A 16,065-nucleotide genomic window follows, 5' to 3' on the forward strand; every position below is an offset into this window, starting at 1 on the left:
ATTTTCGATTTTGCATCTGCAACAATGTTCAATGTCGCCTTTGTGATGTTGAAATCGGCACCGGTGTAGTTAATACTGTAGTTTTCAGCATCTAATGTGCCCTGAGATACAGCGTAGGTTCCTACGGCTTCGCCGGCAGCTCTGCTCAATGCTCCTGTCAGTGCTGTCTGGTCATCGCTATTTACAAAACCGATAGCGGTATAGGTAAGCATAGGGTCTGCAGTACCATATTCTTTTGATAAGGCATCGGCGGTTATGGTCAGAGCAGCTTTATTGATGGTCAGTTTAAAAATGACATCTGCTGCCGGATTATAGGTTGCGTTACCGGGCTGTTGTGCCGTAATGTTTACTTCTCCCGCCTTTTTGATTTTGATTTTCCATTTGTTGCCGTCTGCTGTGTCTTGAAAAGCTTCGGCTATGCTGTTGTCAGCAGATGTGTAGCTCACTTCGAGACCTGAACTTGCAGTAGCCGTTGGCACAAAAGGCACATCACCATAGGCTTTAACCATGTCATTAGCCGTAATGGTTTGGTCTAACCCGCAGCTTTGTCCGCTTGTGCTGTCGCCTGTAATAGTCCAGCCCTTGTCAGTGGTCAATGTTGTTCTTGCCGATAGAGTATTGGTGCCGTATTGTATTCCTTGTGCCCCCAGATTACGTCCTGTTGGTGTGTTTGGATTATTTGCCCAGCCTTGTAATGTGAACGAATAGTTCTGACAATCCATTCCTGAATTGTTGAGCATATAAGCCATATTAATATTTGGATTGAGTTGCAAGTTGTCTAAGTTTTGGTTAAATGATGTAGCATTCCTAAACATACTAGACATTTCAGTTACATTTTGTGTATTCCAATTACCTATGTTTTGGTTAAATGTTGTGGCATCCATAAACATACCACTCATGCCGGTTACGTTTATTGTATTCCAGTTGCTAATATCCTGATTAAACATGCCAGCTTGCCAAAACATGTAGTTCATATATATTACATTTTCAGTATTCCAGTTACCAATATCCTGGTTAAAGACTTCGGCACCGGCAAACATACCATACATGTCGGTTACATTTTGTGTATTCCAGTTACCAATATGCTGGTTAAAGGCTTTAGCATTGTAAAACATACTATTCATATTCGTTACCTTTTCTGTATTCCAACTGCCAATATCCTGGTTAAAGGCTTCAGCATTGTAAAACATACTATTCATATCCGTTACTTTTTCCGTATTCCAGTTGCTTATGTTTTGGTTAAATATTTTTGCACCGGCAAACATATTTCCCATATCCGTTACATTTTCAGTATTCCAATTGCCAATATTCTGGTTAAAGGCTTCAGCATTGTAAAACATACTGCTCATATTCGTTATTTTTTCCGTATTCCAGCTGTTGATAGAAGGAGTGCCGATAAGTGATTTACAATCAGAAAACATCCAACTCATATCTCTTACCATGCTTAAGTCAGGGATGTCAGTAGCTGTGACATTCATATTTATGCACTTATTAAATGCTTGTCTTATTTCATTCCATTCAGCAATACCCCATTGAGAAACATCGATTATACGTTCGGAGTTGTACAAGTGGACTGAAAAACCTTTGAGATAGCTAGGCTTCAGGTTTAGAGTAATGATTTCGTTTGCCGGCACACTGATTCTCACTTCACTCCCTTCAGTAATTGTTCCTCTGCCGGTACTGCCACCTGATGCACTCCAGAAATAATCCACAGATTTGCCAGGCGTAATGGTACTATTAAACATAATATCATTGCCGGGATTCCAATAGTCATTATGCTTACTCATATCCCATACTGTGACAAAGTCTCCCATTGCTGCTGTAATGGTAAAGTCTGCTGCAGTATAAGTAATAGTATAGTTTTCAGTGTCTAATGTTCCTTGTGTAATAGCATATGTTCCTACCGCTTCACCTGCTATTCTGGTTAATGCTCCAGTGATAACCGTATGGTCGTCAGCGTTTGCCAGTCCTGTTACGGTATAGGTGAGTGTCGGGTCCGCAGTGCCATATTCTTTGGATAGGGCATTGGCTGTTATTGTTAAAGGTGCCTTGTTTATGGTCAATCTAAAGATGGCATCTGTTGCTGCATTATAAGTTTCATTACCGACTTGTTGAGCCCTGATGGAGGTTGTTCCTGCTTTTTTAATTTTCAGCTTCCATTTATTACCGTCTGCCATGTCCTGAAAGGCTTCTGCTATACTGTTATCCGCAGATATATAACTTACTTCCAGACCTGAACTTGCCGTTGCCGTTGGTACAAAAGGCGCATCGCCGTAGATTTTGACCATATCAGTAGCTGTAATGGTTTGATCAAGCCCACAGTTTTGCCCGCTAGGGCTGTCGCCTGCAATGGTCCAGCCTTTGGTGTTGATTAAAAAATCTCTTGCCGTTTCAGCATTAGTTCCGTATTGTTTATATGAAGCTCCAAAATTGCGTCCGGAAGGGATGTTGGGATTGTTTGCCCAGCCATTCAGCGTAAGCGAGTAGTTCTGGCAGTCCATTCCTGATAGATCCAGCATATTGGTCATATTTGCATTTGGATTGAGTTGCCAGTTACCAATATTCTGATTAAAGGCAGTAGCATTTACAAACATGTATCCCATACGGAGTACTGAAGAAATGTCCCATTGGCTTAAATCCTGATTGAAGGAGCTTGCATAATTAAACATACCATGCATATCGGTTACTGCAGTAATATTCCAGCTACCTATGGGTTTATTGAATGCAGTTGCCGAATCAAACATACCGCTCATATTGGTTACATTTGATGTATTCCAATTGCCAATATCCTGGTTGAAATTTTTGGCACCGGCAAACATAATATACATATTGGTTACCGAAGCAGTATTCCAGTTGCCAATCGGCTGGTTAAAGGAAGTAGCATTTGCAAACATCTGACTCATATTGGTTACTGCAGCAGTATTCCAACTGCTGATGTTTTGGTTAAAGGCCTGGGAGGCACCAAACATATTGCTCATATTGGTTACATTTGATGTATTCCAGTTGCTGATATCTTCATTGAATACCGGTGTATAGGCAAACATTCCCTGCATGTTTGTTACATTTTGCGTGTTCCAGTTGCTTATGTTCAGGTTGGATGCTGTCGTTCCCTGGAACATTCCTTCCATATTGGTTACATTTGACGTATTCCAATTGCTTAAATCCTGATTGAATGTTCTGGCACCACTTAACAGATAACCCATATTGGTCACGTTTGCAGTATTCCAGCTGCTAATATCCTGATTAAAAACAAGGTTAGCTCCAAACAAACCTTCCATATTGTTGACTGTTGCCGTATTCCAGCTACCAATGTTAGCCGGACCTGTCATCGATTGGCAGTTGTTAAACATGTTTCGCATAGAACGTACTGCACTCAAATCAGGAATATCAGTTGCAGTAACGTTGAGATTGACACAATCACTAAAGGCATTTTCCATTGTGCTCCAGGCTGCATCACCCCATTGGATAATGTCGATAAGACGTCGATTATTATTGCTACTGTTGGCTGCGATATTAATGGCTTTTATTTCGGAAGCGATGCTTAATGTGATGATTTCGCCAGCGGGCAGGCCTGTTATCTGGGCGGAAGTATTTGTTGTCAGCGTACCGCTGCCACTGCTGCCTCCTGATGATGTCCAGGTATAGCTTACTGGTTTATTAGGCAAAGTGGTAATGCCAAAACGCAGGCTGGTTGGTGTGCTTTGGTTTCCGTCAGGTATGCCCATATCCCATACGGTAACAAACGGTCTTCCGCAGATATTGCCGCTTGGGCTGTCGCCTGTGATGTTCCAGCCTTTGGTAGCGATTAGCGATGTGCGTGCTGATAAAGCACTGGTTCCGTATTGTCTGTCTATGGCTCCAAGTGTACGCCCTGAAGGTGTATTGGGGTTGTCTGCCCAACCTCTGAGCGTTGCCGAGTAATTGGCACAATCCAGGCTTGAGTAAGACAACATATTGGTCATGTTTACGGCAGGATTAAGCTGCCAGCCACCTATGTTTTGGTTGAATAATGACGAACTGTAAAACATATATGCCATATTGGTTACATTTGACGTATTCCAATTGCCAATGTCTTTATTAAATGCCTGATTAGCTCGAAACATATATGCCATATTGGTTACGTTTGCTGTATTCCAGTTGCCAATGTCTTTATTAAATACACTATTATCTGCAAACATATAGGCCATACTGGTTACTTTAGATGTATTCCAGCTGCTGATGTCCTGATTAAATGCCTGGGCATTCCAAAACATTCCTCCCATAAAGGTTACGTTTGAAGTATCCCAGTTACCTATGTTCTGATTGAAAGCTCCTGTGGAATAAAACATTCCCCCCATATTGGTTACATTTGCGGTATTCCAACTGCTGATATCGCCATTAAAAGCCCTGGTATATTGAAACATACCTTCCATGTTGGTTACCTTTGACGTATTCCAGTTGCCAATATTCTGATTGAAAACCAGAGCAGATGAAAACATTTTTGACATATTGGTCACGTTTGCTGTGTTCCAGTTGCTGATGTCCTGATTAAATGCAGAAGCATTCTCAAACATGGCTTCCATATCGGTCACATTAGACGTATCCCAGTTGCCAATATTCTGATTAAAGGCACGTGCTTCTCTGAACATATACGCCATGGTGGTTACATTTTGTGTGTCCCAGTTGCTGATGTCCTGATTGAAACGGGTTGCCCTGCTAAATACCTGGATCATATTGGTGACATTTGATGTATTCCAGCTTCCTATGTTGGCCGGACCAGTGAGGGAGGAACAGTCAGCAAACATGGCTCTCATATTGGTTACCCTACTCAGGTCCGGTATGTCTGTAGCCGTAATATTGAGGTTGGGACACACTAAGAAGGCACTTTGCATGGTGCGCCATTCAGCGGTTCCCCATTGGGCGACATCGATAATACGAGGGTCATTATAAATGACAACTGATGCCAGATTCTCTGGTTTTATGTGGAGTGTGATCCTTGGCTTGTTAGCCGGTATGGTGGTAATCACGTGGTTGCCCGATGTAGTTACGGTGCCACTGTTGTAACTGCCATCGGGTGCTGTCCAGAAGTATCTCACCTTATTATTTGGCGATGGCAACGTGGTAATATTGATACTTATATTTGTACCTGTACTTACTTTGGTCATGTCCCATACGGTAATAAAATCTCCGGGCGCATTGGTGATGGTAAAATCTGCTCCGGTATAGCTGATGGTATAGTTAGCCGCTGCCAGGGTTCCCTGTGTAATGGGATAGGTGCCTGCGGCTTCACCAATGGTTCTTTGCAAAGTCCCCAAAAATATGGTATTGGGGGTGTCGCCATTTACCAATCCGCTGGTGGTAAAGGTCAGTACAGGATCTGCCGTGCCTGATTCTTTTGATTTGGCATCGGCTGTTATGGTTAAGGGCGCTTTTAGTATTGTCAGGTTAAAGAAAACATCGGGGGCTTGAACAAAAATTTCGTTTCCGGCCTGTTTTGCCGTGACTCTTACCTGTCCTGCCTTTTTTATTTTTAGTTTCCATTTGTTACCGTCCGCACTGTCCTGAAAGGGTTCGGCTATACTGTTATCTGAAGTTAAATAGCTTACTTCCAGTCCTGAACTTGCTGTTGCTGTTGGTACAAAAGGTAAGTCACCGTAAGTTTTGACCATTTCGGTTGCTGTAATGGCTTGTGAACGTCCGCAATTTTGTCCGCTCGGGCTGTCTCCTATAATAACCCAGCCTTTGTTGTTGGTCAGCAAAGTTCTGGATGCTGTAATATTGTTTCCGTATTGTATGCCTAATGCCCCGAGTCTACGTCCGGGAGGCGTGTTTGAGTTGTTGGCCCAGCCATACAGTGTTGCCGAGTAGTTCGCACAGTCCAATCCGGATTCATCCAACATATTGCCCATATTTGCATAAGCATTAAGCTGCCAGCTACCAATGTTTTGGTTGAACTTAGTTGCTCTGAAAAACATCTCTCTCATATCTGTTACAGAAGCTGTATTCCAGTTGCTCAAGTTTTGATTAAAAGCTTTGGCATTCTGGAACATATACCCCATATTGGTTACATTTGCCGTATTCCAGTTGCCAATGTTTTGATTGAAGGCATAAGTATAACCAAACATAAAGTCCATATTTTTTACTGAACCGGTATTCCAACGGCTGATGTCCTGATTGAAAGTTTCTGCCTGATAAAACATAGCACGCATGTTGGTTACTTTTTTAGTATCCCAGTTGCCAATATTCTGATTAAATGCCTTTGCGTCTTGAAAAAGACCTTCCATAGTAGTCACATTCGCTGTATTCCAACTGCCTATATTGCCATTAAAAACGAAAGCCTGCTTAAACAAAGCGGACATATCGGTTATGTTTTCAGTATTCCAACTTTCTATGTTGGGAACGGTTTGAAGTTCCAGGCAACCATAAAACATTCCTTTCATGCTGCTTACTCCTGTAAGATTTGGAATATCTGTAGCGGTTATATTTAGGTAAAGACAGCCTAAGAAAGTGTTTTCCATCGTACTCCAGGCCGCATTACCCCATTGTGTAACATTCATAAGTCGCCTTGGTTCTACTTGAGAGAAAGCTGTGAAATCCGGCGCCATGCTTAATGTTACCATTTGGTTCGCAGGTAAACCTATAATTGTTGCCTGAGTACTGTTTGCAGGTATAGTACCACTACCGCTGTTACCTCCTGATGCGGTCCAGCTATAGTTGACCGGTGTGTTTGGCAAGGTTGTAATGCCAAAACGCAAAGTAGTGGAAGTGCCTAACGGGCCATGTGGCTTGCTCATGTCCCAAACGGTAATAAAGTTTTCCGGTGCGGCTGCATTGGCTTCCGATATTGAAACTGTTTCTGTAACGCCGGTAGCTGCATTGGTGTTCTGAAGGTAATTTTTACCTGCAGGAGTTTTATAGGTACTACTATTACTGGTTGTATTGTGTGCGTCTTTTTTATAGAATACACTACTATCATCCGGCATATTGTCAATAAAGCTGTACAATACAGATTTTGTAGCCAATACGGTTGCCACATGATTGTTTGATGATAAATGTTTTTTCGCAAAGCTATGGGTATAGCCAAAAAGCAAAAAGGCCAATAAATAAGTAGAATGTAATTTTCTCATCTTTAAATCAATTTAATTTGTTCTCAATCCCGATTCTTTATAGGAATCATTAAATTAGAAGCTATTCCTTAACAGAGTGATTGCTGTAGAATTGCTACAAAACTGACTCATAGACAGATGCGGAATTGTTTCCGAATACTGCATAATCAGTCAAATGCTATTAAAGATGAGTAAATAAAAAATACGCTACCGCGGAACCGCAGGACTGGGTTTCCGGTTTAGGGTTACACGCTTAAAATTTCAGATAAGGCAAGACTATTGAATTTCGAAACCTATTTCGATTGGATGTAGGATGAAATCATATGTATGCTTTTGAACGGATGTAATCCGTCAAAACAGTTTGCTTGCAAGAATGGGAGTAATTCTTATCTATAACTGATAAAAGGTAATAAGGCGCCGTTTATTTGTTTCCAATTTTTGGATTCCGGACATCCCTGTTGTGAGGAAGACTTTGATAAAATCTAAATCATTTTGGCCTGTAAGTGTTTTCATATGTGCTTATTTTCAGGGTGTAAATATATAGAGAATTTAATTACATGACCTAGCGGTTTAATCTTTTTAACAGTAAGTTAACCGGTATTTTTAAAATAATTAACTTTAAAAGTAGGTATTTTAAGGTATAAACGTTAATGTTTATAATATAATAAAACAAGTTGTTTTTCAATCTTATGGTATTGCAATTGTTCATGATTTTGTTGTTTTATATCCAAAACTATTTCTTTTGAAAAGAAGTTAAACGTTGCTGAATCACATAAAAAGAATACCTGTCAAAACGAGATTTTTGAATCTGCAAATTGATATGGACTGTATCTTGATTTTTATTCCTGTTTATCCTTTTACGTATATTTGGCATAAAAGCAAAATAACTCTTTGCCATTTTTATGAAAAAAGCAATAATCATTGGTGCCACATCCGGAATTGGAAAAGAACTGGCAAAAATTCTTTCAAACAACGGATATAAGGTAGGCCTAACGGGTAGGAGAAAGCAACTACTTGAAGATATCCAGATTGGAAATCCACAAGCTTTTGAAATCTTACAGTCAGACATTACAGAAATCGACACGCTTTCAAATAAACTCGATGAATTGGTTTATAAATTAGGAGGTATGGATTTGCTGGTTATCAGTTCAGGAACAGGAGACCTTAATCCGATACTTGACTTCGATATAGAAAAAAAGACTATTGATACTAACGTTACCGGATTTACCTTTGTTGCAGACTGGGCTTATCAATACTTTGAAAAAAAGCAATCCGGACATTTAGCAGGTATTACATCGCTTGCAGGCATACGGGGGAATCGTATTGCACCCTCTTATAATGCCAGCAAATCCTATCAGATTAATTACCTGGAAGGATTACGGCAAAAGGCAGGAAAAGCAAAACATGACATAACCATAACCGATATTCGTCCGGGTTTTGTTGCTACCGATATGGCTAAGGGTGATGGGCAGTTTTGGGTAGCAACTCCCGAAAAAGCGGCAAAGCAAATTTATGCTGCAATTCGTAATAAAAAACGAACAGCCTACATAACAAAAAGATGGGGTTTGATTGCTTTACTCTTAAAAATTTTGCCAAAACGGATGTATGAAAAAATGTAAACAGGCTTTATTAAAATATGAGTAACAGATTTTCCGTTAACAATCAGGTTGGAGTAGTTTCTACATTTGCTGAATTGATGAATACCGATTTTCAGGGAAATACCAATGCACTATGCTGGCACAGAAATTTAGACGGAGATTTTAAAGAAATTGTATCTAAGTTGCAATTACAAGAAAATATTACCGAAGTTTCCATTGAAGATCTTTTAGCATTGCAATTATCAGAAAAGGGGAGTGTTGCCAGAGATATTATACTCAATGACCTGCAATTATTAACCGATTTCGGAGCATCGCCTTCCCTTAATTTGCTGAAATGCTATGAACGGGACGATGAGTTCGATTTTATTTCAACCGATGTCTATTCCTGGCATGTGGACCGTTCGCCTGTAAGTACCGATACTTTTTTATGCACTTACTATGGAGCTGCAAGTGATATTATACCAAACGATGAGGTCCTACAAAAAATCCTGATTCCGGAAGTTCGTGAAAAGCTTAGAGAATTACACGACGGACCAGAATCAGAATTTGAAGATTTTTTAAAGGAAAATTATTTTAATCTGCATTATCAGGCTAGACCAAATGCCCAACCTGTTAATTTAGGATTGGGGCATCTTTGGAGATTGGCGGTAGACCATCCGGATCAACAAGTTTTGCCTTGTGTGCATCGGGCTCCTGTGGAAAGGGGTGAATGTAGATTGTTGTTGATTTGTTAGGGATTGTCCAAATAAAAAGCCCCAAGGAAAGTCAGAGCTTTATTTCTAGGTACCTCTATACCGCCACACAACTTCCAGCGATAACTTTTAATTGACCGTCAAACATTTTCCAAACCCGCAGATAACGAAAGTTACCTTCAAAGTTTTGTTCCAGCATTTTTCCTTTAAGCTTTGATGATAATGTAACCACAACGTTTTCATCGATTTGTTTTATAGAATCGATGGATGAGGTGATTTCTTCTAAAACCAGATTTCCGGATTGGTGGGTTTCCAAATCGGTTTTCTTGGAAATTACCTCACCGCTTGGAAGAACAAAAAGCAAATCGTCGTGAAGCAATTGCTCCAGAATTTCGACATCGCTTTTCTTCATCGCTTCGCGAAGTTGATTTTCAATTTCCAATATTTTTTGTTCGGTAAGAAGAGGTGAACTCATAAGTTAATTTTTTACGAATCTAAATATACAAAAAATTTAGCTTCACTCAGTTCGTTCCTTGCTTAGCGGCTCCGCGTCTTTGCGAGGAACTATTTCGCGCAAAGGCGCAGAGTCGCAAAGTTTATAAATAATAGGAGTATTGGATTTTGACTGTCTGATTTTGCCTTCTTCAATCAGCGTAATTATTATAATCTGTGGCTTAAAACAAAAAATTGCAATTCATTTGAGTTCCTCCAAAATCAATTTTTCTTTAGCCTGTGTCCAAAAACAAAAAAGCCCTGACTTTCGTCAGAGCTTTTATTACTTTGTCGGGGTGGCAGGATTCGAACCTGCGGCCTCCTGCTCCCAAAGCAGGCGCGATAACCGGGCTACGCTACACCCCGAAAAGGTGAGTGCAAATATAAGACTATATTTTTATTCTGCAACAGAAAAAAAGAAATAAGAGAATATTATTTTTAGATAGTTAAAACTAATCCGTTTATGCGTTTAATCTTTCGATAAAAATGTACTTTTGCGTTGGAAAAAAATAATTCACTATACTATTATGTCTGATACTATTGAAAAAATAAAATGTTTGATTATAGGCTCCGGGCCTGCTGGATATACTGCTGCAATTTATGCAGCCCGTGCGGATATGAAACCTGTTATGTATACCGGTATGGAACCTGGAGGACAATTAACCACCACGACAGAAGTTGATAACTTTCCTGGCTATCCGGAAGGTATTGACGGACCAACCATGATGATACAACTACAGCAACAGGCGGAACGTTTTGGAACAGAAGTTAGAATAGGAATGGTTACTGCTGTTGAATTTTCAAAAGAAAAAGGGGGTTGGCATAAAATTACGGTTGATGGAAGTAAGGAAGTCCTTGCCCAAACGGTAATTATTTCTACAGGAGCTACAGCAAAATATCTTGGATTGCCAAGTGAACAAAAATTACGCGGTGGCGGAGTTTCTGCCTGTGCCGTTTGCGACGGATTTTTCTACAGAAACCAGGATGTTGCCATTGTTGGAGCAGGAGATACCGCTGCCGAGGAAGCCACCTATCTTGCCAATATTTGCAAAAGCGTAACTATGCTGGTTCGAAAAGATGTGATGCGAGCTTCTAAAGCGATGCAGCACCGTGTTGAAAACACACCTAACCTGAAAGTACTTTTTAATACAGAAGTAGAAGAAGTTGTGGGTGACCAGGTAGTAGAAGGTCTAAAAATGATTAACAACGCAACAGGTGAAAAATCGGAAATTGCTATTACCGGATTATTTATCGCGATAGGGCACAAGCCAAATACAGACATCTTTAAAGGACAGTTGGATATGGATGAAACGGGCTATTTGATTACGTCCGGAAAAACAACCAAAACAAACCTTCCGGGAGTTTTTGCTTCGGGCGATGTTCAGGATAAAGAATACCGTCAGGCAATTACTGCGGCTGGTTCAGGCTGTATGGCAGCTTTGGATGCAGAACGTTATCTGGCAACATTACATTAATCTACAAATGTATACGATAAAAAAATCCGGGCATTGCCCGGATTTTTTATTTATGATTGTTGTTTGTGAGACTATTTGATTGGCTTTTTCATAAGTACCGCGCTGTCGGTAAAATTTTTGATTTCAATTTTCTGGTCACCATACAACTGTAGTTCTGATTTGCCTCCTGCTTCTATGATGGCTTTTACACTCACCTGTATGCTTCCGTTAGCATAAGCTTCGGTAATGATTTCAGCATTTTTGGCATTCAGGTTTTTTCCTGTAAAATTAGCATTGTTGTCCAGACGTAATTTTAAATCCACGATATCGCCTTCAATAACAGCCGTCGATTTTTGGTACATATCAAATTTTAGAGATTCGGAAGAAATCAGGGCTTTCATATTGGCACTTTTACTCAGTTCGACTGCCGCAGTTTCTGCTTTTACATTCAGTTCTATTTTGGATTTGTCGTTGGCAAAAATGGTAAACCAACGCGACTTGACATTTAAGAATAGTTTTGTATAGTCGAATGTCTTAAAGGTAATGTTGTCCAGTTCAATGTCAGAAAGCGCATTAATTGTTGCTTCATTTTTTGCCGTTACCATTTTAAAGTCATCGGTATACGTCACCTTGACACTTAGTTTCTTATAGCTGGTTACATTTTTTGTGGTTGTAAGGCGCAAAGTACCTCCGTTCAGGCTGGATTCGATTATTTCATGAAGATTTTCATCTGCCTCAATTTCCAGTGCATTGTTATCACCCTTGACAAGGAAGATTTCGATATTGTCTTCTACTTCCAGGTTTTCAAAACTTTGGATTTCGCGGGTTGCTATGGTAACGACTTTGGTACCTTTAATTCTTTCCTTGCTTTGTGCAAAGGAAACGGCTGTTGTCAAAATGACGGCAAATAGAATAAGTCTTCTCATTATAATGTAAGGATTGTTTTCACAAATATAAATAAAGATTGCTAACGTTTTGTGGAAGGATGAATTTTTAGGAACTTGTCTTTTTATGGAGGAAATAACAGAAGTTATAAGCAAAAAAAATCCCGATAAAAACTATCGGGATTTTTAATTATTCATTTTTGCTGATACCGCCTCCGGAATCAGCATTTTGTTTTAATGAGTTCCTTGGGGTATTGTTGTAGCTTATATTTCCGCCACTGCTGGCTTCGGCATCCAGTGTCAGAATAGGGTGGGCACTAATGGTAGCCGCACTGGAAGCAACAGCAATAACGTCGTTTGCTAACAATTGATCAGCATCGATTTCGCTGGCGCTGGAAGAATCTGCTTTAAATTTTAGGGCTTTGCCTTTTAAATCTACAGAACTGGCACTACTGCTGTTGCAGGTAAGTTCGTCGGCTTCAACGGCAATATCAATTCCGGCGGCACTGCTTGCATCAACTAAAAGTTTTTCGGTTATCAGCGTACCTATGCTGGTAATTTTTGAGGCACTGGACGCTTCGAGGCTAACAATTACAGGCAGCTTTACTTTGATTTTTCTGGAATCAATATTTCTGAAGGTATTGGAATCTGCTTCAATATGGAGTATTCCGTTTTCAACTCTCGTTATAATATGCGAAAGCAGATTTTCATCAGCTTCAACAACTACCTGATAGGCATCGCCCTGTTCTACTTCTACTTCAAGGGCATTGCTTACGTTGATTCCTTTAAAACCGGTTACATTTCGAGTCTCTACCCTAACATTTCCACTGCCGGTTATTGTTCTTTCATTTGTGTAACGGCATGAAGAAAAGAACAGTGCAAATAGCAGGGCTATAATTAATTTCATGAAATAAATTATAATTCGAATCATAATTAGTTGTTTTTAATGATTACTCCGTTTTTATCCATTTTTAAACCCTTTGGCTTATTACCTTGTGGTCCTTCTGTTCCTTCTTTTTTTATTTGTACGCCTTTGTCATTAATTGTTACAGTTGTTGAAGAATTTTGGCCATTCTGTATGTTTTGGCGTTGCATTTCACGCTCTACCTCAAGTCGGGCCTCTTGTTCCGCTTCTCTGGCTATTTGTTCTTCATCAACCCAGACTTCTCCTTCTCCCTCTCCATGTACATCTGCACAATTTAAGCATTTTACCTGAGAAGATTGCATTTGATAGATATAAATGTCAGAATCAAACCACAAATCAAAGAAACCATTGTCTGTATGGTCGTAATTTTGTACGGTCATATCCGGTTTGAAGTAGGTTCCTTCCGGAAGATACAGGAAGATTTCTACTTTTTGATGGCGGTATTTGTTTTTGCTGTCAGTTAGCAGGTAATTGTCCAGTAGTAACTGATTTCCTTTGAACTTGTAGCCGTAATTGATTTTTTCAGCTCTTTCTCTGGCGGCAGCAAACGATTTGCCTTCTGCTTTTTTCTCTATCTGGATGTATGGCGTTTTTTCATCGGTTTTCAAAATACGCAGGGTCACATTGTTGGAATAGATAACCATTGTTTTTGCAGAATCTTGTGCGAACAGGAAATCTTCCCTGTCATAGATGCTTTTTGCAAAATAGTCATTGTATGTAAATTTGATTTGTAAAGTATCTTTTGGATTCAGGTCGATTTTTTGCTTTTGCACTACTTTGGCATCAAATGCTACTTCTGTGGCTTGCTGTAATCCTAAAGCGACTAAGGTTCCAATAGAGATTATCCAAAGTGCGAGTAAAGTATATTTGGCAGGATTTCCGATAGACTTCATATTGGTAATCAATAGTTTCAATCCCAATATCAAAAGGAAGAAGAAAGGAATTCCAATAGCTATCAGAATTAACATTCCAACAATCCAAAGTGGCACGTCTGTAAAATTGTCGATATAGCTTTGCCATGGAAAATCTACCATTGAAAATGAACCGGCAGTGATAAATCCGATTACAAGCGATGCCAACGTTGCAGAAGCAACAACAACAAGAAAAGCACCAATTAATTTTCCAAAAATAGAGAAGATTTTAAGCAAAACGTCGCTTAGACTGCTCCCGATTCTTTCACCGGCATTTCTGGCCTGGTTGCCAAATTTGTCGTAATCTACATTTTTGAATTTTTCAGAAATAGTGTCGAATTCCTGACGGACTTTCTTCTCAATATTTGAAATTGTTACCGGTTCACCGGTCATTTCCAGCTTTTCGGTTGTTGTTATGGCTGCCGGCATTAAAATCCATAAGATAATGTAGATTAAAAATCCTGTACCAAAGCCCAAAAGAAGGATTACCATGATAATACGTAACCATAATGGGTCGATTCCGAGGTAATGTCCAAACCCAGCCAATACACCACCCACCATTGAATTGTCTTTGTCGCGGTATAACTTTTTAGTTCTTCTTCTTGAAGAGTTATAGGCAGGTTCTGCCGCTTCCTCATCATCAATTCGGTAGTCTTCCGGCTGTCCCATTACCGTAATAATCTCTTCTACATCCTTCAGACCTACGACTTGTTTTTCGCCACGGTTTTTTTCGGTAAGCAATTCAGCAATTCGCATTTCGATATCCTTCATAATCTCGTCTTTTCCGGTTGAGTTTGACAAGGAACGCTTAACAGCTTCGAAATAGCGATTTAATTTTTGATATGCATCTTCATCAATATGAAAGAACATACCTCCTAAGTTAATATTTACTGTTTTGTTCATGATGATTATTTTTGGCTGGTTATAATGTTTACGGCATCAGACAATTCCGTCCACGTGCCATTTAATTCTTTTAAAAATTGTTTTCCTAATTCGGTCAGGCCGTAATATTTTCTTGGCGGCCCTGATGTCGATTCTTCCCAACGATAGTTTAGAAGACCGTCGTTTTTCAATCTTGTCAGCAACGGATAAACCGTTCCTTCTACAACAAGCAGTTTGGCATTTTTTAGAGTGTCAAGTATTTCTGAAGTATAAGCATCCTTCTCTTTTAAGACGGATAAGATACAGAACTCTAACACTCCTTTGCGCATCTGGGCTTTAGTGTTTTCAATGTTCATATATGTGCTTTTAAATTTTTAATTAATTGTGTTTTTTACTTTATTCAGGAGTATTCCATGTAATGGCTCCGGATTTGTTGACAATGGCAAAAGAGTCATAGCCTGTTTTTAAATTCTCCGGATTTCCAAAAAAGGTTATCGAAGAAGCATCTGTGGCTTTGGCAATCTTCTCTTTGGCATTGAGCAGGGCAGATGATTTTGTGTCTGCCGTTGCCGTCATCTTGTCGACAAAGAAATTTTTAGCATTACAATAAGCGCCTGAACTTGTATTGATGGTTGCTTTTTTTGCTTTCCCTGTAAGGCTAACCGTTGCACCGCTTTTGAAAATTCCGGTAAAGGATTCTGTTTCAAATCCTCCACTAAAAAGGGAACCTGAACTCACTTTCACGGTAACTTTTGAATTAGGCTTAACTGTACCCCTAAAATAGGAACCGGATAAAATTTCGATTCTAATATCGTCTGCAGCTACCGGTCTGTCAAAATATAGTTTTGATTTTGATGAAGCTTTGAACGAATTGACATTTTTACCGGCTATAAAAACTTTTGAAACGCCTTCTCCTTTTTGTTTTTTATTTCTTTTTAAATGATAAATTCTTAAGGTTTTTCCATCTGTCTCAGTAATAACGGAATCAAGTCCATCTTTGCTGTCTCCTTCTACTCGTATTGAATTTTCGTCACTTTCCATATAAAATAATTCAATTCCTGATTCTACTTCTATTTTTGAAAAATCATTGACTTTTCTGTTTTCTGATACCTGGGCATAGCCTGTCAAAGCTGCCATTGCCA

General features: G+C 39.6%; 10 protein-coding genes and 1 tRNA gene. 3 read left to right on the plus strand and 8 right to left on the minus strand.

The window, feature by feature from the left end; translation table 11 throughout:
- Window positions 1-7,106, minus strand: a 7,106-nt coding sequence (locus tag ASG38_RS09390; protein WP_157486133.1) for a BspA family leucine-rich repeat surface protein, incomplete at its 3' end; no start/stop codon positions are given.
- 881 nt (window positions 7,107-7,987) lie between these two features.
- On the opposite strand from ASG38_RS09390, the gene ASG38_RS09395 reads away from it, so the two are divergent.
- Together ASG38_RS09395 and ASG38_RS09400 are read left to right on the plus strand one after the other, a co-directional pair.
- Window positions 7,988-8,704, plus strand: coding sequence for an SDR family NAD(P)-dependent oxidoreductase (locus tag ASG38_RS09395; protein ID WP_056069677.1), 717 nt, complete (start codon window positions 7,988-7,990; stop codon window positions 8,702-8,704).
- 17 nt (window positions 8,705-8,721) lie between these two features.
- Complete coding sequence (locus tag ASG38_RS09400; RefSeq protein WP_056069680.1) at window positions 8,722-9,417, plus strand: DUF1826 domain-containing protein; 696 nt, start codon at window positions 8,722-8,724, stop codon at window positions 9,415-9,417.
- A 55-nt stretch (window positions 9,418-9,472) separates the two neighbouring features.
- Here ASG38_RS09400 and ASG38_RS09405 read toward each other — a convergent pair whose 3' ends face one another.
- A complete protein-coding gene (locus ASG38_RS09405; protein WP_056069683.1) occupies window positions 9,473-9,850 on the minus strand; it encodes a nuclear transport factor 2 family protein in 378 nt (125 codons plus the stop codon).
- 308 nt (window positions 9,851-10,158) lie between these two features.
- Window positions 10,159-10,233, minus strand: a tRNA-Pro gene (locus tag ASG38_RS09410).
- Between the two features lie 161 nt (window positions 10,234-10,394).
- Here ASG38_RS09410 and trxB point away from each other — a divergent pair.
- Window positions 10,395-11,342: a thioredoxin-disulfide reductase gene (gene trxB, locus ASG38_RS09415; RefSeq protein WP_056069686.1), complete on the plus strand. Its 948-nt coding sequence runs from the start codon at window positions 10,395-10,397 to the stop codon at window positions 11,340-11,342.
- A 71-nt stretch (window positions 11,343-11,413) separates the two neighbouring features.
- Here trxB and ASG38_RS09420 read toward each other — a convergent pair whose 3' ends face one another.
- From ASG38_RS09420 to ASG38_RS09440, 5 genes are all read right to left on the minus strand, one after another.
- Window positions 11,414-12,247 carry a GIN domain-containing protein gene (locus ASG38_RS09420; RefSeq protein ID WP_056069690.1) on the minus strand — a complete coding sequence of 278 codons (834 nt, stop codon included), beginning with the start codon at window positions 12,245-12,247 and terminating at the stop codon, window positions 11,414-11,416.
- A gap of 148 nt (window positions 12,248-12,395) precedes the next feature.
- Window positions 12,396-13,136 carry a head GIN domain-containing protein gene (locus tag ASG38_RS09425; RefSeq protein ID WP_056069695.1) on the minus strand — a complete coding sequence of 247 codons (741 nt, stop codon included), beginning with the start codon at window positions 13,134-13,136 and terminating at the stop codon, window positions 12,396-12,398.
- A gap of 2 nt (window positions 13,137-13,138) precedes the next feature.
- Entirely contained in the window at window positions 13,139-14,944 is a 1,806-nt protein-coding gene (locus tag ASG38_RS09430) for a PspC domain-containing protein (protein ID WP_056069698.1), read from the minus strand.
- Window positions 14,945-14,949: 5 nt separating this feature from the next.
- Entirely contained in the window at window positions 14,950-15,279 is a 330-nt protein-coding gene (locus tag ASG38_RS09435) for a PadR family transcriptional regulator (RefSeq protein ID WP_056069700.1), read from the minus strand.
- 40 nt (window positions 15,280-15,319) lie between these two features.
- A partial coding sequence (locus ASG38_RS09440) for a GIN domain-containing protein (RefSeq protein WP_200937033.1) occupies window positions 15,320-16,065 on the minus strand: 746 nt, incomplete at its 5' end.

The organism is Flavobacterium sp. Leaf359 (genome assembly GCF_001423985.1).
Taxonomy (GTDB): Bacteria; Bacteroidota; Bacteroidia; order Flavobacteriales; family Flavobacteriaceae; genus Flavobacterium; species Flavobacterium lindanitolerans.

Excerpts from the sequence above, each read along its gene's own strand:
- ASG38_RS09420 (WP_056069690.1), bottom strand. The coding sequence starts at position 12,247 with ATGAGAAGACTTATTCTATTTGCCGTCATTTTGACAACAGCCGTTTCC.
- ASG38_RS09395 (WP_056069677.1), top strand. The coding sequence starts at position 7,988 with ATGAAAAAAGCAATAATCATTGGTGCCACATCCGGAATTGGAAAAGAA.
- ASG38_RS09400 (WP_056069680.1), top strand. The coding sequence starts at position 8,722 with ATGAGTAACAGATTTTCCGTTAACAATCAGGTTGGAGTAGTTTCTACA.
- ASG38_RS09435 (WP_056069700.1), bottom strand. The coding sequence starts at position 15,279 with ATGAACATTGAAAACACTAAAGCCCAGATGCGCAAAGGAGTGTTAGAG.
- ASG38_RS09405 (WP_056069683.1), bottom strand. The coding sequence starts at position 9,850 with ATGAGTTCACCTCTTCTTACCGAACAAAAAATATTGGAAATTGAAAAT.
- trxB (WP_056069686.1), top strand. The coding sequence starts at position 10,395 with ATGTCTGATACTATTGAAAAAATAAAATGTTTGATTATAGGCTCCGGG.
- ASG38_RS09425 (WP_056069695.1), bottom strand. The coding sequence starts at position 13,136 with ATGATTCGAATTATAATTTATTTCATGAAATTAATTATAGCCCTGCTA.
- ASG38_RS09430 (WP_056069698.1), bottom strand. The coding sequence starts at position 14,944 with ATGAACAAAACAGTAAATATTAACTTAGGAGGTATGTTCTTTCATATT.